Genomic DNA, 21,904 nt, shown 5'->3' with positions numbered 1-21,904 from the left:
AGTGGCAGCAGTGGCAGTCAGTGGCAGCAGCGTGGGACAAGTCAGCGCACATCATGAAGGGCACTCATGCGTGAGGTGAACGAGGCCGCGTCGGCACACGCCGCACAGCGAGCCACCGCCGAGGCGATCGAGCGGGGCGGGACGGGACTCGGCGTGAGCGAACTACTGGCGAAGGTGGCGCGGCGGACCGAGGAGGTTCGAGCGGCCGAGGTGCCACGGCCGGCAGAGGAGGCCCGGGCGGCCGACTCGGGGGGACCGCGTGCCGGGACGCGGCCCGGCCCCGGTGATGGACCGGCGCCCGCCGCCGAGGCCGTGCCGGGTGAGGCGGGAGGGCTCGACGCCGAGCCCGGGGCCGATACCGGGTCTGTGCCACGCCAGGCGTCTGCGTTCGGGGCCGAGCGCGTGCCGGGCATGGATCCCACGCCGGGCGTGGCGCCCGCCGCCGAAACGCCGCCTGCGTCTGTCGTGGAGCCGTTGCCCGCCTCAGGGCCGGACGGCGGGCCTGCCTTCGACGGAGCGTCGGGTGTTGGGCCGACGTCGGGCTCTGTCGGCGAGTCGTTGCTGGCCTCCGGGGCGGATCGCTCGCTCGTCTCCGACGGAGCGCCGACCGCTGGGCCGACCTCCGCGCCCGTTGTCGAGCCGTTGGTCGTCGCGGCGCCCGACCGTGGGCCCGGCGCTGAACAGTTGCCCGCCCCCGCCGCCCAACCGCCGCTCACGTCCGCCTCCGGCCGCGCGGCCGCCACCGCCCCGCCTCCGGATCTGGACTCCCTCGCCGACCTCATTGCCACCGCCGCCGGCCGCCACCTCCCCGGCGGACACCTCTCTCCCGACGCCGACTTCTTCGACGCCGGCGGCAGCTCCGTGAACGCCGTGGAACTCGTGGCGGAGCTGGAGGACCGGCTGGGTCTGGAGATCGACCTGGACGAGGTGTTCGCGGACGCCCGCCCGCGCACCCTCGCCCGGCGCTGGCTCGAGGCGGCCCCCGCGGCCGGGCTCGGGACGCGGACGACCGCAACGGCCACCCGCACGCCCACGGTCACCCCCGCGCCGCCGGCCGTCATCGCCACGGACACACCCGCACCGCCGTCCACCGTCCCCACGCCCGGCACGGCACCGCTCCCGGCCTTGGCACCGGCCCCCGCCGCGCCCGCCCCCCACTCCACCGCCCGCCGCGAGGACCTCGACCAGATCCTCGCCGACCTCGCCCTCGCCGACCGCCTGCCCTTCGTCGGCTCGCCCGAGCCGCTGCCGCCCCGCAGGATTCTGCTGACCGGCGCGACCGGCTTCCTCGGCAGCCACATGCTGCTGGACCTGCTGCGCCACAGCGACGCGCACGTCTACTGCCTGGTCCGCGCGGCCGACGAGGACGCGGCCCTCACCCGGCTCGGTGAGGCGCTGGGGAGCTACCACCTGCCCTGGTCCTCGGAGGTGCGGCGCCGGATCACCGTGCTGCCCGGCGACATCCGGCGCCCGCATCTGGGTCTGCCGGACGACCGCTGGAACACCCTCGCCCACGAACTGGACAGCGTCGTCGGCGTAGCCGCCGCCGTGGACTTCCTGCGCGGCTACCAGTCACTGCGCCAGAGCAACGTCCTCGGCACGCTCACCCTGGCCGAGCTCGCCGCCACCGGCCGGCCCAAGCCGTTGCACCACATCTCCTCCATCGCCGTCTTCAACGAGGTCGGCATCACCGCCATGGGCGAGGACGACCCGCTCGCCCACGCCGACCGCCTCATCGCCGGCTACGACCAGACGAAGTGGGCCGCCGAGGTCGCCCTGCGCCGCGCCCGCGACCACGGCCTGGTCGTCACCGCCCTGCGCCCCGGCGGCATCGGCGGCCACACCAAGACCGGCGCCTACAACCCCCAGGACCTCAGCAGCGGCCTCTTCTCGGCCTTCGCCCGTTTCCGGACCGTCCCGGCCTTCAGGCACCTGAACGCCGCCCCGGTGGACTGGGTGAGCCGGGCCGCGGTCGCGGCGATCTGCGAACCTGACGCCTGGGGCTACGACTACAACCTGACCGGCGTGCCCAACACCCTCGACGACGTCGTACGGGACCTGGCCCTCGGCGGCATGCACGTCCGCGTCCAGGACTGGGACGAGTGGCGCACGGACACCCTCGCCCGCCTCCAGGCCGACCCGGTGCCCGAACTGACCTTCCTGTCCCGGGTGTTGCAGAGCCCCACCGCCCTCAAACTGTGCGAGGCGACGCTCACCGGTCCGGCCGCCGCCATGGACCGTACCGCCGCGCTCGTCGAGGCACTCGCGCTGGAGCCCGCGGCCCGCTACGACGCACGGGCCCAGCTGAAGACGTTCGAGCGGCTCGCCGGCGACGGCCTGGCCCGGCTGCCCCACAAGGACGACCAGCCCTACCTGTGGTTCGCGGAGACCGCAGAGGGCGCCGTACGCCCGATCGGCACCTCGGCGCCCGCCACTCCCTGCTCGACGGAGCTCACGCTCTCCATCGCGAGCATGCACCAACTGGTGACCGAGCGCCGGGTGGACGTACGCGGCGACCTGCACTGCACCGCCCTCCACCCCCAACCGCTCGTCGTGGAACACGGCGACGTCTGGATCCGCCCCGAGGAGGGAATCCCCCACCAGCACGGCCTGCGGCACCAACTCCTGCGCTACCGGCTGCGGTTGCTGGACGCGGACGGCGGACTGTGGTGGCTGGAGGGCCGCAAGTACGCCCGCGCCCGCCGCGACGTGTGGCGGCAGACCCGCGCGCTGAGCGTGGAGATCGGGCGCGAGGGCGAGGCCGCCCACCTGGCGGGCGAGATCGTCGTCCCCGCCGACAGTTACGTCCGTGACCAGATCGACGGCATCAAGGTCGACCCGCGCCTGACCGGCCAGGAGAAGCGGGCCGCCAAGCTGACCTGGCTGGCCTGGTTCGGTCTCGAGATGGGCCGCGGCCTCCTCGGCCCCTTCGCCCGGGCCGCCGCCGACCTGCTCGACCTGCGCCGCACCCAGACCCCGACGGAGCACAACCGATGATGTTCAGGACCCCGAACACCAGGACCAGGCCCGCGCTCCGCAAGGTCCGCACCACCACCGCCCTGCGCCCGCTCCGCCACCGCCTCGACCCGGCCTCGGTCGAGGAGATCCCCTTCCGCGCGGGCGACGGCACACGCCTCGGCCTGACCCGCGTCGACAGCGGCGAGGCCGGCCGTCCCGCCGTCCTGCTCCTGCACGGTCACACCGCCTCCGCCGACATGTTCCTGCTGCCCGAGACCCGCAACCTCGTCGACGTCCTCCTCGACGACGGCTACGAGCCGTGGCTGCTGGACTGGCGCGGCAGCTGCCGGCTGCCCTACAACGAGACCGGCCAGAAGTACACCTACGACGACGTCGCCCTGTACGACATCCCCGAAGCCGTCGCCCACATCCGCGGCCGCATCGGCGACCGGCCCCTGTTCGTCGTGGCCCACTGCATCGGCTCGCTCACCCTCTCGCTGAGCATGACGGCCGGCCTGGTGCCGGGCCTGGCCGGTGTCGTGTCCCAGGGCGTCTTCCTCACGCCGAAGCTCGCCGGCCGCACCTCCCTGCGCATGACCCTGGCGGGAGAGCTGCTGAAGTCCCGCATCGACCACATCCCCGTCGACATCCGCAAGGTCGGCCTGTGGTCGAAGTACACCCCTGTGTTCGCGCTGGCCTCCCGCAAGGCGAGCTGCCCCGACCCGACCTGCCAGATCCTGCACAACTCGGCCTGGGGCACGGGCGCCTCGCTCTTCGTCCACGAGCACCTCACCGAGACGACCCACGACCGCCTCGCCGAACTCCTAGGCCCCGCGCCCCTGTGGATCCTGCCCCACCTGCGCCGCATCGAGCTGGCCCGCACGGTCGTCCGCTGGCACGACACCGACCTGCGCTACCGGGCCCTGCCGCAGAACGCCCTGGACGCGGCCGCCCGCATCGACACCCCCGTCCTGCTGCTGTCCGGCAGTGAGAACGGCCTGTGGCAGGACTCCCAGCGGCTCTGCCACGACGTCCTCGCCCACCGGCAGCCCCAACTCGACGTCACCTACACCGAGATCCCCGGCTACGGCCACCTCGACACGTTCCTGGGCCGGGGCGCCGCCCTCGACGTGTTCGGTCACATCTTGGATTTCCTCGGGCGTCGACGGTGACGGAGGCCCGCCCGCCCCTTACCGTACTCGGCAGTAACTCCATCGACTCCCCCAGGAGGCCAGGCCCCATGCCACAGCTCGCCCTCGACGGTGCCTCACTGACGTACGACGACGAGGGCCCCCGCGACGGTGACGCCACCCCGCTGGTGTTCATCCACGGCTGGACGGCCAACCGGCACCGCTGGGACCACCAACTGGCGCACTTCGCCGCGAAGCGGCGGGTGATCCGCCTGGACCTGCGCGGCCACGGCGAGAGCACCGGATCGGGCGCCCGCACGATCGACGACCTGGCCCGTGACGTCATGGCGCTCCTCGACCACCTGAAGGTCGACCGCTTCATCCCCGTCGGCCACTCCATGGGCGGCATGATCGCGCAGACCATCGCCCTCGCCCACCCCGACCGGGTCGCACGCATGGTGCTGGTGAACTCCATCAGCAAGATGGCCTACAGCCGGGGCCGAGGTCTGCTGATGGCGGCCTCCACGCTGGTCCCGTTCAAGCTGTTCGTCGCCGCCAACATCCAGCGCGCCTTCGCCCCCGGCTACCCCCGTGAGGAGATCCGCGCCTACATCGGCGCCTCGTCGGCCACCCCGCGCGAGGTGGTGATGACGCTCTACGGCGCCATGCGGGCCTTCGACGTCCTCGACCGGGTCGCCGAGATCAGCATCCCGACCCTGCTGGTGCACGGCTACCACGACGTCCAACTGCCCATCGCCCAGATGCTGCGCATGGCGACGGCCTACCCGGACGCCGTCGTGCGCATCCTGGACGCCGGCCACGAACTGCCGGTGGAGAAGCCCGCGGAACTCACCGCCGCGCTCGACGGGTTCGTCGGTATCCGGGACTGAGCGGACGCGGCCACGGACCCGTTCACTCCGTGTCCGGGTTCCGTAACCGGTGCCGGTGGCCTACAACGGCGGCCGGGTGACGGCGGTCAAACCCTGCGACGTCGACACGCTGTCGGAGCAGTCGACGAAACGGGGGATTCACATGAACATCATTCAGCGTGCCGCGGCGGTCGGAGCGGTCACAGCCGCGGTGGTCGGCACCATGGGGGCCGTCGCACCGCAGGCAGGGGCGGCGACGCCCCCGGCGAAGTACAACGGGGTCTGCGGGGCGGGCTACACGGTGGTCCACTCGTCGCCGGTCGGTACCGCGGGCACGGTCTACCTGACGTACAACCCGGCCACCGGACTGGACTGCGTGGTCACCGTGCGCGCGCGTCCCGGCACCGCCGTGTCCATGCTGGCCGCGCTCACGGACGCCCAGGACGTCGACCCCGAGTTCGACGAGGGTCTCTACACGACCTACGCCGGTCCGGCGTACATCGGCCACCCCGGCCACTGCGTGAGCTACTGGGGGCGGATCGCCGGACAGAGCGGCGGGGCGAACAACGTGCACTGCGCACCACTGACCGACTGAGCCACGCCACATCGGCGTGCTCCGGAGCTGAGGAAACGGCGGCCGCCCGGTCGCCGTTCCCTTGGGCCGTATGCAGCAGCACGAGGAGCAGGCGCCCTGCGCAACCGGTGAGGCTGGGACAGCCGAACCTCACCCTCAGGAGCCGCCATGCCTCCACGCGCCGCACCGCCCCGCCGCACCCTCCTCCGCCGCCCTCGGCTACGGGCGGCGTCCGTCCTCGCCGTCTGCCTCGCGGGCCTGGTCCCGGCCGCCGTCAGCACCGCCGCCGACGCCACCCCGCGACCGTCGGACGAGCGGACGCTGCAACGCCGGCTCGACCGGTTCGTCAACAGCCCCGGCGGACCGCCCGGCATCATCGCCGTCCTCCAGCGCGGCCACGACAGGCAGATCCTCCGGGCCGGCGTCGCCGACCTCGCCACGGGCCGGCCGCCCGGCCCACACGACCACATGCGCATCGCGAGCACGGCCAAGGCCTTCAGCGGAGCGGTCGCCCTCACCCTGGTCGACCGCCACGTCCTGCGCCTGGACGACACCCTCCGCGAGCGGCTGCCCCGGCTCCCCGACGCCTGGGGCTCCGTGACCCTGCGGCAACTCCTGAACCACACCAGCGGCCTGCCGGACTACTCGGAGGACCCCGCCTTCCTGGAGGAGGTGCTCGCCGATCCGCGGCGTCGCTTCGACTCCCGCCGTCTCCTCGACTACGTGGCCGACGAGCCCCTGCGGTTCCGGCCGGGCAGCCGGTACCAGTACTCGAACTCCGACAACATCGCCGTGGCCCTGATGGCGGAAGCGGTCACCGGCACGCCGTACGAACGACTGCTGCGCGAGCTGGTCTACGAGCCGCTGCGGCTGCGTGACACCAGTCTTCCGCAGGGCTACCGGCTCCCCGAGCCCTACCTGCACGGATACGACGTGACGCCGCCCGGACCACCGGAGGACGTCAGCGAGATCCTCAGCGCCTCGGGCGTATGGGCCTCCGGGGGGATCGTCTCCACCCCCGCCGACATGAACCGCTTCATCCGCGGCTACGCCGGGGGAGCGCTGTACGGCAAGGACGTCGTCCGCGAACAGCGGCGCTGGATCGCCGGGGCGTCGGAGCCCGCGGGACCGGGACGCAACAAGGCGGGCCTCGCGATCTTCCGCTACGAGACCCGCTGCGGTGTCGTGCTCGGGCACACCGGCAACTTCCCCGGATACACGCAGCTGATCGCCGCCACCCCGGACGGCAGCCGCTCGCTGACGTTCTCCGTCACCACCCAGATCAACCGCACCCAGGCGCCCGCCCAGTTGCGCCAACTGCGCGCTGTCCAGGAGGACTTCGTCTGCGCGCTGCTGCGTGACGGCCGCTGAGCCACCCGCACGCGCAGGGGCGTACCCGAACCGCGTCGGATACGCCCCACGCCACGCGGCAGGCGACGGACCGGCTGCCGGCGTGACCGCTGCCTGAACCGTCCGGCACCGGGTAGACGCAGCGATGAGGGAGCGGAACCTGCCGACCGGAGGAGGCACGACCATGCCGAGCGTCATCCAGCGCATCAAGCAGTTCACCAGGAGTCCTCAGGGGCGTCGCACCATGGAACAGGCACGACGCACCGCGTCCGACCCGCGTCGCCGCGCTCAGGCGCAGCGTCTGCTGAGCAAGTGGCGCACCCGCCGCTGACCGACAGGGCCGCGGCGGTTCGTCAGCTGTGGAAGGTGATGTAACCGTTGCGGTCCGGGTCGGAACCGCTCTTGGTGTACCCGTGCACGTCCGCCCGGCTTCCGGACGGCTTGTACAGGTAGATCGTGTCCTTGTCGTTGTTCCAGATGAAGTTGCAGTTCTGGCGGTAGACGACGTTCTTCGCGTCGGAGTCGGTGCCCTTGCCGCCGCGCAGCTTCACGTAGTCGCCGGGCTGCAGGCTGTGGCCGGCCGTGAACGTGAAGCTGTTGCCGACGGCGTCCTTGACGACGTAACCCTTGAGGTTGACGGTCGCCGAGGCCGAGTAGTTCTTGATCGTCAGGTACTCGTCCCTGGTGTTGCCGGTGGAGCAGCTGTTGGAGTCCGAGCCGGGCGCGTCGTACTGAACACCCTTGAGCTTCAGGGCGGACGTGTATTCGGCGGCCTGCGCCGGCGCGGCCGACAGGGCGGCTATCGAGCCGGCGGCGGCGACCAGCGCCAGGACATGGCGTGTACGCATGAGGAATCCCCCCAGTGGTGCGAATGGAGCGGCAGGAGCTTATCTCCCTCATGAACATGACGTGAGGGTAATGTGCGCGAAATGTGAAGCACCTGGCGTCGAAGGGGTCTCTCGCGGACGGCGATAGGGTCCCGTTCATGGTTCATACCGACGTGGGGATCGTGCACCCCGGTGCCATGGGTGCGCAGGTGGCGGCGCAGGCGACGGCCGCGGGGAGCAGGGTCTGGTGGCTGCCGCAGGGCCGGTCGGCCGCGACCGGGCTGCGGGCCGCCGAGTGGGGGCTGCGGCCCGCGGCGGGAATGGCGGAGCTGACCACCCGGTGCACCCTGCTCCTCAGCGTGTGCCCTCCGGCCGCCGCCCTCGACGTCGCCCGCCAGGTGGCGACAGCCGGCTTCGACGGTGTCTACGTGGATGCCAACGCGGTCAGCCCGCAGCGCATGACGCAGATCGCCGAAGTACTGCACGGCACCGGGGCGAGTCCGGTCGACGGAGGCATCACCGGACCACCACCCCGTGCGGCCGGCACCACCCGGCTGTATCTGTCGGGCGAGGACACGGCCGTGGCGGGGGTCCGGGCGTTGTTCGACGGGACACTGCTGACGCCCGTCGCCCTGGCCGGCCCGGTCGGCCGGGCATCGGCGCTCAAGCTGTCCTTCGCCGCCTACAACAAGATCTCGTACGCCCTCGCCGCCGAGGCCTGCGCCCTGGCGGAGGACCACGGCGTCCTGGACGACCTCCTCGACGTCGCCGCACACCTGCTGCCCGGCACCCCACTGGCCCGGCCGGAACAACTGGCCGGCGCGGGCCCCCGGGCCTGGCGCTGGGAGCCGGAGATGAGGGAGATCGCCGACGCCTGGCGGGAGAGCGGTCTGCCGGGTTCCTTCGCCGACGCCGCGGCGGACACCTTCGAGCGGTGGCACGCCCACAAGGACGACACGACCGTGACCAGCGGCCAGTTGCTCGCCGACCTGCTGGGGCGAGAGCCGGACGAGGCCGGGTGACGGCCGGGGCCGGCGGGCCGTCCGGCCGTCCGGCCGTCCGGAGCGTCACTCAGTTCCACAGCGTGTACGTCACCGTGCGCGCCAGCCGCTCCGGCCTGTCGCCGGTGAGGGTGAGCGTCAGCCGCGTGTAGTGCCTCTGCTGCGGATCCTTCTTCCAGCTCTGCGGCTCGTCGAGCCGGACGACGACGCGATACGAGTGGAACCTCCCCGCGGCACAGTACGGCTCGCAGTCGTTCACCCGGTTGACGCCCTTAGCCTCCGCCGACGCGGCGTCCCAGCGCGCCCACCGGAGCGAGGCCAGACGACTGTTGCCGTCACCGCAGGCCAGCATGAAGCCGACGGGACGTATGTGCGGCTTAGAGAGGCAGTCGACGAGCACCGTGGGCCTGACCTGTTGAACCGCGGTCCGTCCGGGCGACGCCTGCGCCGCCGCGGGGGAGGCGGAGGCCGGACCCATGGCCGCCACGAACGCCGTCGCGGCACCCAGCGCCGCCGCCTTGGTCACCGCGAGTCTGCGCATGTCCGCTCCCGGCCGTCCGCGCCCGTGTCGGTACCGACGCTACGGCCGTGGCCGGTGCTGCACCACTCGAACGGCGCAACGTTCTATGGACCACTGAACCCCGCCCACTTTGGCTCTGTCCGCCGGGCCATGACCGCGACAGGGTGGCAGGACAACGAATCCTGCGGAGGCCCTCCTTGAGCATCGCGTTCCTACTGACCAGCCTCGTCGTGGTGGTCACCCCCGGCACCGGCGTGGTCTACACCCTCGCCGCCGGACTGTCCCACGGCCGCCGCGCGAGCGTCATCGCCGCCTTCGGCTGCACCCTCGGCATCGTGCCGCACCTGATCGCGACGGTCACCGGCCTCGCCGCACTGCTCCACACCAGCGCCGTCGCCTACGAGACGGTGAAGTACCTCGGCGTCGGATACCTGCTGTACATGGCGTGGGCGACGCTGCGCGACAAGGACGCGCTGACGGTCGAGACGCGGTCCGAGCCGCGACCGGCGGCCCGCGTGATCGCCTCCGGGGTGCTGCTGAACCTGCTCAACCCGAAGCTCACGATGTTCTTCGTGGCGTTCCTGCCGCAGTTCGTGCCCGCCGGTGGATCCGGCTCCCTCGGCGCGATGCTCCGGCTCAGCGCCGTCTTCATGGCCCTCACCTTCGTCGTCTTCGCCGCGTACGGCGTGGGCGCCGCCGCCGTACGACACCGCGTCCTGGCCCGTCCCCAGGTGATGACCGGCATCCGCCGGGTGTTCGCCGTCTCCTTCGTGGCCCTGAGCGCACGACTGGCGGTGGCGTGAGGATGCTCTTCCGACACGCGGACGCCCTCTGGGCCGACTACCCGGAACTCTCCGCCGGCGTGCTCTACGCCACCGGCATCGACGCCACCGCCGACGTCGCCCCGCGCGTCGCCGAGTACACCTCACGGGCCGTGACCAGGCTGGCCGGCGCCTCCGAGAGCGCCTTCCCCGAGGTGCTGGCCTGGAGGCGGGCCTTCTCCCGGATGGGGCTCAAGCCGACGCAGTACCGGTGCGCCTCGGAATCGCTGCTGCGGCGACTGCGCAAGGAGGGCGAACTGCCCGGCATCCACCCGGTGGTCGACCTGTGCAACGCACTCTCGGTCGCGTACGGCGTACCGGTCGCGGTGCTCGACGTCGACCGCATCTCCGGCCCCCTGCTCGAAGTGCGCCAGGCCCACGGCGGCGAGCACTACACGACCTTCGGCGGCGGCACCGAGCACCCCGCACCCGGCGAGGTGACCTTCGCCGACTCCGCCGGCCGGGCACACGCCCGCCGCTGGACCAACCGCCAGAGCGGCCACTCGGCGGTCGGCGAGCACACCAGCCGCATCCTCGTCGTGACGGAGGCGATGCACGAGGGCGGCGCGGAGGCCGTACCCGAGCTGCTGAAGACCGCCGCCGAGGAACTGACCGCACACTGGCCGGTGACCACCGCGTCGGCCGTCCTCACCCGCGCCGCGCCGGAGTTCGACTTCGACGACCAGATCCCGCCCGAGGCGCAGAGGCGCGCGTGACACCATTGGCCCGATGAACGAGGGGGAGCGGACATCCCACGGACGCAGCGCCGCCGCCGAGCCCACGCCGGACGCCGGCCGGGCGCCGTCCCCCGGCGTGGGCTCGGCGGCGGTCGGCGCCGGCCCGGCGCACGGCGCTGAGACAGCCGCCCGGCCGACGGATTGCCGGACCCGGGTGTACGGCTCCGGCGAGGCCGGGACGGCAGACCGAGGACCTGTGCCCGACAGCTCCGGCAAGCGCCCGTCGGGCGACGGCCCTCCTGAGCCCGACAGCTCCGCCAAGCGCCCGTCCGGCGACGGCCGTCCCGTGCCCGACACCGTCCCCGCCGCGCCCGGGGATGGCGGTGCTGGGGCGGACGTCCCAGGCCGCGCCGCGTCGGCTGGCGGTGGTTGGGCGTCCCGGGGTGCTGATGCGGCCGCGCCCCGGAGCGGCGGTTCCGTGTGCCAAGGCCCCGATGCGGCCCCGCCGCCGGACGGCGGCCCTCCGGCCTACGGCTCCGACTTCCTCCAGCTCGACGCCGGTGACGCCTCAGGTTCCGGCAAGGCCGACTGGCTGGCCGCGCGGCTGCGCCAGGCCATAGCCGACGGCCGGCTGGCGGTGGGCAGCAGGCTGCCGCCCACCCGGGTGCTCGCCGGTGAGCTGCGCGTTTCTCGAGGGGTCGTCACCGAGGCATACCGGCGGCTCACCGAGGACGGCCACGTCGAAGGACGTCGGCGCGGCGGGACAGTGGTGGTCGCGGCCCCCGCGGTGCCACCGCCCGCGTCCCCCACGGGACCCGCCGGTCCCGTCGACGACGCCGTACCGGGCACGCTGTTCGTCGGCGAACCGGGTCCCGCGGTCTTCGACGCCCTGCGCGCCGTCCGCGCGCGCGTCGACTTCACCCCCGGCCAGCCCGACCTCGCGGCCTTCCCCCGCACGGCCTGGCTGCGCGCGGAACGGGCCGTGCTCACCGGCCTGTCCGCCGAACACCTCGGCTACGGCGACCCCCGCGGCGCCCCGCAGCTGCGCCAGGCCGTCGCCCGGTGGCTGGCGCGCAGCCGGGGCATCCGGGTGGAACCGGACGAGGTGCTGATCGTCGCCGGCACGGCACAGGCGCTCACCCTGCTGCACCCCGTGCTGCGGGCGGCAGGCATCGACAGCGTCGCGGTGGAGGACCCGGGCTCGCTCGGCACCCGCCAGCATCTGGTGAACGGAGCCCTGGCCACCCCACCGGTACCGGTGGACGACGACGGGGTCCGCGTGGACGCACTGCGCGCCACCGGCGCCCGCGCGGCGCTGCTCACCCCCGCCCACCAGTTCCCCACCGGCGTGGTCATGAGCGGCGAACGCCGCCGCGAGCTACTGCGCTGGGCGGAGGAGGGCGGCCTGATCATCGAGGACGACTACGACGCCGAGCACCGCTACGACCGGCCGCCGGTCCCCGCACTGCGCGCCCTGCTCGCCGACCACGTGTGCTACGCGGGCAGCGTCTCCAAGCTCCTCGCCCCCGCCCTGCGGACCGGCTGGCTGGTACCCCCGCCCCGCTACCGCGACGCGCTGACCGAGGCGAAACGCTTCACGGACCTGGGCAACGCCGTCCTGCCGCAGCTGGTGCTCGCCCGGCTCATGGACTCCGGGGACCTGGAACGGCACCTGCGACTGCTGCGTGGCCGGCACCGCCGCCGGCGTGACGCGATGATCGACGCCGTCGCCGCACACCTGCCGGGCGCGACCGTGCACGGTGCCGCGGCCGGCCTGCACCTGACCGTCACGTACACCCCGCAGGTACCCGACACCGAGCTGGCCGCCGCCGCACTCGCCCGGGGTGTGAAGTGCCAGCCCCTGTCCTGGCACCGCCAGCTCCCCGGCCGCCCCGGCCTCGTCCTCGGCTACGCGGCCACCCCGCCCGGTGCCATAGCCGAAGGGGTGGCGGCACTCGGCGAGGCACTGCGCTCCCTCGGCCAGAGCACGCCGCCCGCGTAAAACATCCGTGAATGTGACGTTCCGATCACGGTCGACTCGCATTCCGCGCCGTCCTGTCGGGCATGCATTCGGGGGTTTTGACGGCCCCACGAGGAGTGATGCACCCGATGAGTGCCCCCGCGACGTCACCCGCCCCCACCACCACCGCCCCCGGCGCCTGGCCGTTGATCGGCCACGTCCACCGGCTCGCCCGTGATCCGCTGCCGTTCTTCACCTCACTGCGAGAGCACGGCAGCGTGGTGCGGATACGCATCGGACCGACACCCGCCTACGTGGTCACCGACCCCGCCCTGACCCGCCGGGTCCTGGTCACCGACGCCGCGCACTTCGCCAAGGGCGGCAAGATCATCGACGCCCTGCGGGTCTTCTTCGGGGACGGGCTGGCCACCGTCGCCGACGGCGACACCCATCTGCGCAACCGCCGCCTGATGCAGCCCATGTTCAACAGGGCGCACATCGCCGAGCGCGGCGACGCGATGATCGAGCAGGTCCAGGCGATGGTCGGCGCCTGGCCGGCCGGTGAGGCCCGCGACGTGTACGCGGACATGAACGACATCACGCTCGCCGCGTTCCTGGTCGCCCTGTTCGGCGCCGACCTGCCCGGGCACCTGGAGGGCGAGTTCACCGCCCTCATGCCGGCCATCATGAAGGGAACGATCCGGCAGACGATCCTGCCCTCCTGGATCGCCGCCCTGCCGCTGCCCGCCCACCGCGCCCACGCGCAACGCGTCGTGCGCCTGCGCGCCCTCATCGACCAGGCCATCGACCACCACGCCGACGCGACGGACACCGCGCCACCCGCCACCTGCCCGCACGCCGCGGCCCGACAGTCCGAGCGGAAAGGCCTGTTCAAGACCCTGCTGACCGCCGAGGAACCGCTCGGCCGGCAGCAACTGCAGGACGAGGCCATCACGTTGCTGACCGGAGCGATCGAGACGACCGGCACCACGCTGGCCTGGACCCTGTACGAAGTCACCCGCAACCCCGGGGTCGAACAGCGACTGCGCGAGGAACTCGACACCGTGTGCGAGAACCGCCCCCTGCGGTACGAGGACGTCGACCGGCTCCGGTACGCGCGGCAGGTGTTGCAGGAGACCATCCGCAAGTACGGCCCCGCCTGGATGGTCACCCGTACCGCCACCCGGGACGTCGACCTCGGGGACCACCGGATCCCCGAGGGCGCGGACGTCGTCTGGAGCCCCTATCTCCACCAGCACGACCCCGCCCACTTCCCCGAGCCCGAGACCTTCGATCCGGACCGCTGGGAGCCGGCCCGCGCCGCGGGCACCCGCGGCTCGTTCCTCGCGTTCGGCGACGGCCGCCGCAAGTGCATCGGGGAGAACTTCGCCTGGGCCGAACTCCAGATCATCCTGGCCACCGTTCTCAGGACCTGGCCCGTCCTCGAACTCACCTCACGCGCCCCGCGCCCCCAGGCCGTGGTCACGGTCAAACCCGACATGATGATCATGGCGTACCACCGGAACCGTTCCTAATCAGTGAGCAGGAGTGAGTCTTGGACCCATATCTAGTCACTGCGGACCCCCCGAACGGTTTTGGATGTCCTGGTCGCCCGCGTACTCGCCGCGTCCGGCGGCACGGATCGTGTCCGTGGTCCGGGAATGCGGGGGCGGGGTTCCTCACGCCCAGGAGTACCTGGTCCGGCCTGGACGGTCCGATGCCCGTGCACATCGCTCTGGTGTGCACGGGGCGGTGTCGTCCGTCGCCGGATCGGGTGTCCCTGGGCGCGCCTTCCGATCGCCACGGCGGCTGCGTCGTGGCGGGTGGTCTGACGGTTGGGGCCGGCCATCGGCTTTTGCCAGTGCTGGGCGCCCCACTTGCTGGTGTAGGCCGGGTCCACGGCGATGACCGCGATAGTCGTGGCGTCGGCCATGGAGGCCAGCCGGGCGCGGAGCTTGCCGGTCGGCATGCCGGAGATGAGCTGCCGGAATCGGTGCTTGCGCCCGTGCTTCTCTCTGGTTTTCTCGGCCTGGAAGTCGAGGTCTTCGACCGCGATGGCCTTGACGCCGCAGCTCTTTGCCCAGTTCAGCAGCCGCGTGAGGGCGTGGCGGACCTGGGCGTCACGGTGGTCGGCGGTACCGGTGAGGTCGTAGGAGAAGCGGCGCGGGCTGCCGGTGGGGGTGCCGTGGACGTCCAGGCGCCAGCAGGCGAGGTGGTCGGCGTTCATGTCGACACCGATCACTCCGTGCGTGAGCGCGGCCTCGATGGGGAGGGTGGGGGTGGGCGGGATCTGCCAGGAGGCGGTCAGGTACCAGTGGTCCCGGCCGGTGTCGTAGTGGATGCGGTAGGCGATCGCCCGGTCGGCCGCGACGCGGTCCGCCCACTCGCCGCCCCGGTGCGCGAACGTGACCCGGCAGGCCAGGATGTAGCGGCCGTGCGGGGCGTTGGCCAGATGCGCGAGCGGTCCGGGGAGCTTGATACTCGCCTCCCCGCCGGGGCTGATGCGGATGGTCTCGTTGCCGTAGCGCTTGCCGGACTCGCCGTCCGCCTGACAGAACCAGCGCTCCGCCTCCCAGCGCCCACGCCACGTGGACTCGGTGAGCCGGGCCGCCTCCAGGTGGTGCCGGGTGCGGGCCAGGCGTTTGCCGCCGCGTACGACGTGGACGATGCCGGCCTCGCGGTCGGCCCGCGCGGCAGCCAGCCGGTCCTCCAGTACCCGCAGGCGCCTTGACTTCGCGTGCCATTCCCGCTGGGACCGGTAACCCCCGGGCGTCTTCCTCGTCCCCTTCTGCCCGACCGGCTGGGACAGCCGGTGCTCGATGGTGCGGATGCCGGCTTCCAGGTTGTGGATGTGTGCGAGCTGGCAGCGGCGGGCCAGCGTCCACTGGTCGTGCGTGGCTTTGGTGATGCTGCCCGCCCACCGTGACGACGACAGCGGTGTCAGCTCCCGCTTACGCACCGCCCACGTCTCACCGGAATGCTCCAGGCCGTCCCGGCACCGCGTCTTGAGGTCCTTCGAGGCCAGCGACCCCAGATGCGCGCCCACCAGGCGCAGCACCTTCTCATCGCCGGGCGCCAGGTCCTTGAGGCGGGTCCGCACTGCCACACCACCAGGACCGGACGCGACGAACGACGGCGCCACACTCCTCAGCCCACCCACCCCGCCACACCCCCGCCCCACCCGAAGAACCCTGTCGCCATGACAAACGAGCACCCCTCAGGAAGGTCACGTATTCGATGAAAGAACGTCAGTTCACCACCGAACACCGAGCGGCGGCCGAGGCGCAACACGCGAAACGAGCCCTGACAGCCACTCCCGCTCACCAGAGCGCTCTTGCGCACAGTCCAGCGAGAGCAGCTCCAGGCCCCGCCACAGTGACTGAAACGGAGAGGTACTAGCATATGAGCGCCACCTAGCTCGAAAGAGAAAACTGTGACTGTCAACGAGGACTCGTTCACCAACTGGAAGAACCGCGAGGAGATCGCGGAGTCGATGATCCCGATCATCGGGAGGCTGCACCGGGAGCGCGATGTGACCGTGCTGCTCCACAGCCGTTCCCTGGTGAACAAGTCAGTGGTCAGCATTCTCAAGACCCACCGGTTCGCCCGGCAGATCGCCGGAGAGGAACTGTCGGTCACCGAGACCCTGCCGTTCCTGCAGGCCCTCACCACGCTCGACCTCGGCCCGTCCCAGATCGACATAGGCATGCTGGCCGCGACGTACCGGAGCGACGACCGCGGCCTGTCGGTGGCGGACTTCACCGCCGAGGCCGTCGCCGGTGCCACAGACGCGAACAAGACCGAGCGTCGTGAGGGACGCGACGTCGTCCTCTACGGCTTCGGCCGCATCGGCCGTCTCGTCGCCCGTCTGCTCATCGAGAAGTCGGGCTCCGGCAACGGCCTGCGACTGCGTGCCATCGTCGTCCGCGGCGGCGGCCGTGCCGACGAGGACATCGTGAAGCGCGCCTCGCTGCTGCGCCGCGACTCCATCCACGGCCAGTTCCAGGGCACGATCACGGTCGACGAGGCGAACAGCACGATCATCGCCAACGGCAACGAGATCAAGGTGATCTACGCCAACGACCCGTCGGAGGTCGACTACACGGCGTACGGCATCAAGGACGCCATCCTCATCGACAACACCGGCAAGTGGCGCGACCGCGAGGGCCTGTCGCAGCACCTGCGCCCCGGCGTCGACAAGGTCGTCCTGACCGCGCCGGGCAAGGGCGACGTCCCCAACATCGTGCACGGCGTCAACCACGACACGATCAAGCCGGACGATCAGATCCTGTCCTGCGCCTCCTGCACCACCAACGCGATCGTCCCGCCGCTGAAGGCGATGGCGGACGAGTACGGCGTCCTGCGCGGCCACGTGGAGACCGTCCACTCGTTCACCAACGACCAGAACCTGCTGGACAACTACCACAGTGCCGACCGCCGAGGCCGCTCGGCGCCGCTCAACATGGTCATCACCGAGACCGGCGCCGCCTCCGCCGTCGCCAAGGCGCTGCCCGACCTCAAGGCGCCGATCACCGGCAGCTCGATCCGCGTTCCCGTGCCGGACGTCTCGATCGCCATCCTCAACCTCCAGCTCGCCCGCGAGACCACCCGCGACGAGGTCCTCGACCACCTCCGCGACGTGTCGCTGACCTCGCCGCTCAAGCGCCAGATCGACTTCACCACCGCCCCCGACGCGGTCTCCAGCGACTTCATCGGCTCCCGCCACGCCTCCATCGTCGACGCCGGCGCCACCAAGGTGGACGGCAACAACGCGATCCTCTACCTGTGGTACGACAACGAGTTCGGCTACTCCTGCCAGGTCATCCGTGTCGTCCAGCACGTCTCCGGGGTGGAGTACCCGACCTACCCGGCTCCCCTGGTCTGATCCCCGAGGCGGCCGCCCCGGCGTACGGAGCCGCCGCCTCCACCAGGTCCACCCTGTCCCGGACAGCGCTCGTTCTCCGTCCGGGACATCGCCGTCACGGGCCTGGGCCGACCGTACGCGGGCAGGTCCCCGCACACAGCGGCCGATGCACCGGCATCAGGGCGGACGACACCACCGAGGGCGGCGAAGCCCGGCGATCACCGCTGAGCCGGATCCGCCCTCGTGACCCGGAACCGGAGCAACTGCCCCTCGGAGCCCACCAGGTGGAAGCCGGCCTTCTCCAGCACTCGGACCGACGGCGGATTGGACTGCTCCACATCGGCGTGCACCGCGTGCACGCCGGGCGCGGTGAGGGCGAATTCCGTGAGGGCTCGGGTGGCTTCAGTGGCGTAGCCGAGCCCTCGACGGCCGGCCACGATTCCGTAGCCGATTTCCAGTCGGCCGTCGGCAGGCGGCCAGAACAGCCCGACCGAGCCGACGACCAGACCACTGGCCCGCTCGACGACCTGACGGTGGCCGTACTCGCCGAGCCACCCGGGATGTTCGGCGAAAAGGCCCGCGACGACCTGATCGCCCTCCGCGGGGAAGTCCTCGGCCCAATGGCCGAGCCGGATCCCGCGCACAACGGCATCGGTCTCGGCAGCGGACCACGGCCGCAGCACGAGACGGCCGGTCAGCAGATCTGCGGCGTGGGCGGGTGTGGGAGACGAAGGCACGTGACACTCCTGGTCGTTGCGACGACCCGGACCACGCTCTGGAAGAACGCGGACCGGACAAGGGCATGCGGAACACGGCCGACGGCAGCCATATTCATCAACCTCCCTTGCCGCATGTGCTCACGCGCTTGTCGCGCGCGGTGACGCTATCCACGCCCTGCCGGACGCGGCAACTCCGTTTCCCCGGGTCCCATCGCTGGGTGTCCCAGGGGCGTCGTTGATTACTACGAAGCGGTAACAAGAGGCAACCACCAGGGGAGTTGGCGTGGTCTAGTCCGTTTATGAAGATCTCTTTCCTGCTTCACAACGCCTATGGGATCGGGGGCACGATCGCCACCACCTTCAACCTGGCCCAGGCACTGGCCGAGCGGCACGAGGTGGAGATCATCTCCGTGCTGCGGCACCGGGAGGACCCGAACTTCACCCTGGACCCGCGGGTGGGTTTGCGGCCTCTGGTGGATCTCAGACAGGAGAAGGAGCATCCGTTACATCTGAGACCGGCAAAGGTCTTTCCCCGAGCCGAGTACCGGTACGGGCAGTACAGCGAGCTGACCGACCAGCGGATCGGCGACTGCCTCGAGGCGGTCGCCGCCGACGTGGTGATCGGCACCCGGCCGGGGCTCAACGTGCATCTCGCGCTCCAGGCTCCGAGCCACGTGGGACGCATCGGGCAGGAGCACCTGACCCTGGACAACCATCCGCCCCGGCTGCGCAACGCGCTGCGCCGGACCTACCGCAGGCTCGACGTACTCACCACGGTGACCGAGGCGGACGCCGCCTCCTACCGGCTCAAGATGAGGCTGCCCGGTGTCCGGGTGGAGGCACTGCCCAACAGCGTGCCGGATCCCGTGCTGCGCGCCGCGGACGGCACCGCGAAGGTGGTCGTCGCGGCCGGCCGGCTGGTCCCGGTGAAACGATACGACCTGCTCATACAGGCCTTCGCCCTGGTGGCCGCCGAACACCCGGACTGGCAGTTGCGCATCTACGGCAAGGGCGAGGAACACGATCGGCTGCGCCGGCTCATCACGGACCTCGGGTTGTGGAACAACGTCTTCCTGATGGGTGCCGCGGCCCCCATGGAAGCGGAGTGGGTGAAGGGCTCGATCGGTGCGGCGGCCTCCAACTTCGAGCCGTTCGGCATGACGATCGTCGAGGCGATGCGCTGCGGACTGCCGGTGGTGAGCACCGACTGCCCCTACGGACCCGGTGAGATCGTCCAGGACGGGGCCGACGGCCGGCTCGTGCCCGTCGGTGACCGCGACGCGCTGGGCGCCGCCCTGCTGGAACTGGTCGGCGACGACGACCGACGCCGTCGGATGGGCCGGGCGGCCCTGGAGAACGCGCGGCGGTTCGCTCCCGGCCCCGTGGTCGAACAGGCCGAGCGTCTTCTCGACGAGGCGGTCACGGCGAGAAGGACGGGACGAGCGGCCGCACCAGAAGGCGCCGGCGCACGCCGTGCCCTGATCAGCCAGGGCTTCGCCGTCCGCGACGCCGCGGTCGGCGCGGCCGGCGGCGCGCTGCGCATGGTACGGAAGGGACAGCAGTGAGTACGGAGCAACAGAGTGCGCCTCCACGCGTCGCCTGCCTGGTCGACGCGGACGGCACCATCACCTTCGACCTGCCGTCGTGCCCGGCCGAGGGCCGGCAGCTGCTGCTGCGATGGCGCCCCAAGAAGGGGCAGCCCGAGAAGACACTCCACGTCCTCGATCTGGAGCCGGCAGACGACGGTCACCACCACGCCGTCCTCGGCGCGCAACCCGTCCTCACGGAGGGCCGGTGGGACGTGTACCTGCTCCAGGAACCGGGGTCCCGGCGGCAACGACTGCGCCCGGGCCCACGTGACACACGGGCCCTCGTCGACGGACACCTCCGTGACCGCCGGACACCACTGGCCGTCCGGGTCCCCTACGTCACCAAGGACGGCTATCTCGCCGTACGTGCCTGGCTGCGCCCCGCCCACGCGGAGGTCGACCACATCGACCTGACGGACCGCTCGATGACGGTCGGCGCACGCCTGCACGGGCCTTCGCTCCAGGAGGGAGCCGTCGTGCGCCTGCGTCTGCGGGGCGGCAGCGGTACCGAACGCACCGTGGAGCCACAGGCCGCACCGGACGGCCGAGGCTTCTCCTTCACGGTCGGATTCGAGGAGTTGGGCACCGGGGCGGGTGACGGCACCGGCGTCTGGGACGCCTTCGTCCGGCCCGCGGCGCAGGCCCCCGCCATTCGCCTCGCCCGCCTTCTGGACGACGTCGCGGACCGCAAGGAGGTGTTCGTCTACCCGAAGACCACGACCGGCGACGCCGTCCTGCGCCCCTACTACACGGTCGACAACGAGCTCTCCGTGGAGGTGACGAGGACCGCGGTGTCATGACGCCGTGACCGGTGCGTCACCGCTCGTGCCGAGCGCTGGTCCCGGCGAGGCGTGACGGCCGTTCAGGGCGGGAGCCGGTGGCTCTGTCCGGCCGGAACGCCCACGCCATCGTCGGCTCCATCACGCAGCGGAAGAGCCGGCGGACGGGAGGCGTGCACAGTGCGGTCACGACCGCGCCCGCGACGAGGGTGACGGTGATCTCCCCGAGCGGCCGGTGGGTCCACTCGAGGTGGGACCAGTGCCAGTGGTTGGCGGCCTGGATGAAGAAGCCGTGCAGCAGATAGCCGTACAGCGTGCCCGCGCCCAGCGCGGTGAACCAGGTCCGGCGGCCGGGCACCCAGGCGAGGAAACAGGCGACCAGGGTCAGCGAGCAGCCGAAGAGGGCAAGCGTCATGACGGGCCCGTACCACGCGGGGACGCCGAGTTCCTCGGCGCCGCGGCGGTGGAAGAACCAGGCGTAGTTCATCCGCGGAACCGCCCAGTACGCCGTGGCGAGAGCACAGGCGAAGACCGGCACCGCCAGGACGCGCACCTCGCGACGCCGCACCAGCCGGAAGTGCTCCGGCTTCAGGCACAGGCCGAGCACGAAGTAGGGCAGGAACTGCAGGGTGCGCTGCAGGTCGAGGTCGTCGCCGATGGACGGCGCCATCGTCGCGAGCGCCGCGACACCGAGCGCGAGCGGCAGCGGGCGGCGCACGCTCTTCCACAGGGGGGTGGTCAGCCGCCAGATGAACAGTGCCGCCAGGAACCAGGTCAGATACAGGGGATCCAGCAGGCTGACCGGGCGGTCCGGAACGCCGTCGGTCCACCTCGTGAAGAGCGTGTACGCCGTCTCGAAGACCACGTAGGGGACGACCACGCCGGTGACCAGGCGTTTGATCTTCTCCGGGCTCGCGTCGAAGCCGCGCGAGAAATACCCGGAGATGACGATGAAGGCCGGCATGTGGAAGGCGTAGATGATCATATAGAGGGCGGTGACGGTACGGCTGCCGGAGCGCAGCGGCTCCCAGACGTGGCCCATCGCCACCAGCACGATCGCCAGGTACTTGGCGTTGTCGAAGAAGGCGTCGCGCTGTTTGGTCCGGTCGGGCGCGGCCGGGGCGCTGGCCGGCGCCCCGATCACCGTCACATGGCTGTGCGCGGCCTGCGTGGCTGTGGCGTTCGAGCGGGGCATCCCAGCCGCCTCACCGCTTCCGGGCGACGTGAAACCGTGTTTCACGTCACTGATCACCACCACCGTGTCCG

At 71.6% G+C, this 21,904-nt stretch carries 19 protein-coding genes; 14 read left to right on the top strand and 5 right to left on the bottom strand.

All coding sequences use genetic code 11. From position 1 onward, the window contains the following. Positions 1-684 precede the first annotated feature (684 nt). From ACZ5XS_RS25725 to ACZ5XS_RS25700, 6 genes are all read left to right on the top strand, one after another. Positions 685-2,997 carry a thioester reductase domain-containing protein gene (locus ACZ5XS_RS25725; RefSeq protein ID WP_468655039.1) on the top strand — a complete coding sequence of 771 codons (2,313 nt, stop codon included), beginning with the start codon at positions 685-687 and terminating at the stop codon, positions 2,995-2,997. Beyond that, positions 2,994-4,130, top strand: coding sequence for an alpha/beta hydrolase (locus tag ACZ5XS_RS25720; protein WP_468655037.1), 1,137 nt, complete (start codon positions 2,994-2,996; stop codon positions 4,128-4,130). Before ACZ5XS_RS25725 ends, ACZ5XS_RS25720 begins: the two co-directional genes overlap by 4 nt. Positions 4,131-4,198: 68 nt before the next feature. Further along, the gene (locus ACZ5XS_RS25715) at positions 4,199-4,978 is read left to right on the top strand and encodes an alpha/beta fold hydrolase (protein ID WP_468655035.1); all 780 of its coding nucleotides are present in this window, start codon (positions 4,199-4,201) and stop codon (positions 4,976-4,978) included. 142 nt (positions 4,979-5,120) lie between these two features. Next, positions 5,121-5,552: a spore-associated protein gene (locus ACZ5XS_RS25710; RefSeq protein WP_468655033.1), complete on the top strand. Its 432-nt coding sequence runs from the start codon at positions 5,121-5,123 to the stop codon at positions 5,550-5,552. A gap of 147 nt (positions 5,553-5,699) precedes the next feature. Beyond that, on the top strand, positions 5,700-6,902 hold the full coding sequence (locus tag ACZ5XS_RS25705) for a serine hydrolase domain-containing protein (protein WP_468655031.1): 1,203 nt from the start codon (positions 5,700-5,702) through the stop codon (positions 6,900-6,902). Between the two features lie 163 nt (positions 6,903-7,065). Further along, positions 7,066-7,212 (top strand): hypothetical protein, encoded by a 147-nt coding sequence (locus tag ACZ5XS_RS25700; protein ID WP_217238569.1) that lies wholly within the window; start codon positions 7,066-7,068, stop codon positions 7,210-7,212. Positions 7,213-7,234: 22 nt separating this feature from the next. Here ACZ5XS_RS25700 and ACZ5XS_RS25695 read toward each other — a convergent pair whose 3' ends face one another. Next, positions 7,235-7,729, bottom strand: a complete 495-nt coding sequence (locus ACZ5XS_RS25695; protein WP_468655029.1) for a lamin tail domain-containing protein — start codon at positions 7,727-7,729, stop codon at positions 7,235-7,237. Between the two features lie 137 nt (positions 7,730-7,866). On the opposite strand from ACZ5XS_RS25695, the gene ACZ5XS_RS25690 reads away from it, so the two are divergent. After that, positions 7,867-8,730: an NAD(P)-dependent oxidoreductase gene (locus tag ACZ5XS_RS25690; protein ID WP_468655028.1), complete on the top strand. Its 864-nt coding sequence runs from the start codon at positions 7,867-7,869 to the stop codon at positions 8,728-8,730. 49 nt (positions 8,731-8,779) lie between these two features. On the opposite strand, the gene ACZ5XS_RS25685 is transcribed toward ACZ5XS_RS25690, so the two are convergent. Next, positions 8,780-9,250, bottom strand: a complete 471-nt coding sequence (locus ACZ5XS_RS25685; RefSeq protein WP_468655026.1) for a hypothetical protein — start codon at positions 9,248-9,250, stop codon at positions 8,780-8,782. Positions 9,251-9,426: 176 nt separating this feature from the next. Between ACZ5XS_RS25685 and ACZ5XS_RS25680 the strand changes: the two genes are divergently transcribed. The 4 genes from ACZ5XS_RS25680 to ACZ5XS_RS25665 all read left to right on the top strand — a co-directional run bounded on the left by ACZ5XS_RS25680 (position 9,427) and on the right by ACZ5XS_RS25665 (position 14,222). Next, positions 9,427-10,032 carry a LysE family translocator gene (locus tag ACZ5XS_RS25680; protein WP_468655024.1) on the top strand — a complete coding sequence of 202 codons (606 nt, stop codon included), beginning with the start codon at positions 9,427-9,429 and terminating at the stop codon, positions 10,030-10,032. Between the two features lie 2 nt (positions 10,033-10,034). Further along, positions 10,035-10,766 carry a B3/B4 domain-containing protein gene (locus ACZ5XS_RS25675; RefSeq protein ID WP_468655022.1) on the top strand — a complete coding sequence of 244 codons (732 nt, stop codon included), beginning with the start codon at positions 10,035-10,037 and terminating at the stop codon, positions 10,764-10,766. Between the two features lie 439 nt (positions 10,767-11,205). After that, the gene (pdxR, locus tag ACZ5XS_RS25670) at positions 11,206-12,729 is read left to right on the top strand and encodes a MocR-like pyridoxine biosynthesis transcription factor PdxR (protein ID WP_468655020.1); all 1,524 of its coding nucleotides are present in this window, start codon (positions 11,206-11,208) and stop codon (positions 12,727-12,729) included. Between the two features lie 107 nt (positions 12,730-12,836). Next, complete coding sequence (locus ACZ5XS_RS25665) at positions 12,837-14,222, top strand: cytochrome P450 (RefSeq protein ID WP_468655018.1); 1,386 nt, start codon at positions 12,837-12,839, stop codon at positions 14,220-14,222. A 32-nt stretch (positions 14,223-14,254) separates the two neighbouring features. Here the strand turns inward: ACZ5XS_RS25665 and ACZ5XS_RS25660 are convergent, their stop codons facing one another. Next, complete coding sequence (locus ACZ5XS_RS25660) at positions 14,255-15,847, bottom strand: nuclease/transposase family protein (protein WP_468655016.1); 1,593 nt, start codon at positions 15,845-15,847, stop codon at positions 14,255-14,257. Between the two features lie 273 nt (positions 15,848-16,120). Between ACZ5XS_RS25660 and ACZ5XS_RS25655 the strand changes: the two genes are divergently transcribed. Further along, a complete protein-coding gene (locus ACZ5XS_RS25655; protein WP_468655014.1) occupies positions 16,121-17,572 on the top strand; it encodes a glyceraldehyde-3-phosphate dehydrogenase in 1,452 nt (483 codons plus the stop codon). A gap of 197 nt (positions 17,573-17,769) precedes the next feature. Here ACZ5XS_RS25655 and ACZ5XS_RS25650 read toward each other — a convergent pair whose 3' ends face one another. Then, a complete protein-coding gene (locus ACZ5XS_RS25650) occupies positions 17,770-18,288 on the bottom strand; it encodes a GNAT family N-acetyltransferase (protein WP_468655012.1) in 519 nt (172 codons plus the stop codon). 281 nt (positions 18,289-18,569) lie between these two features. Between ACZ5XS_RS25650 and ACZ5XS_RS25645 the strand changes: the two genes are divergently transcribed. Together ACZ5XS_RS25645 and ACZ5XS_RS25640 are read left to right on the top strand one after the other, a co-directional pair. After that, the gene (locus ACZ5XS_RS25645) at positions 18,570-19,835 is read left to right on the top strand and encodes a glycosyltransferase family 4 protein (RefSeq protein ID WP_468655010.1); all 1,266 of its coding nucleotides are present in this window, start codon (positions 18,570-18,572) and stop codon (positions 19,833-19,835) included. Beyond that, positions 19,832-20,659, top strand: coding sequence for a hypothetical protein (locus ACZ5XS_RS25640; RefSeq protein WP_468655008.1), 828 nt, complete (start codon positions 19,832-19,834; stop codon positions 20,657-20,659). The genes ACZ5XS_RS25645 and ACZ5XS_RS25640 overlap by 4 nt, the downstream gene beginning before the upstream one ends. A gap of 16 nt (positions 20,660-20,675) precedes the next feature. Here the strand turns inward: ACZ5XS_RS25640 and ACZ5XS_RS25635 are convergent, their stop codons facing one another. Then, complete coding sequence (locus tag ACZ5XS_RS25635; protein ID WP_468655006.1) at positions 20,676-21,833, bottom strand: acyltransferase family protein; 1,158 nt, start codon at positions 21,831-21,833, stop codon at positions 20,676-20,678. Positions 21,834-21,904 lie beyond the last annotated feature (71 nt).

The organism is Streptomyces sp. NPDC033131, assembly GCF_055578365.1.
Note: the sequence above shows the minus strand (reverse complement) of the source record. Positions and strands in the feature narration are given on the sequence as shown.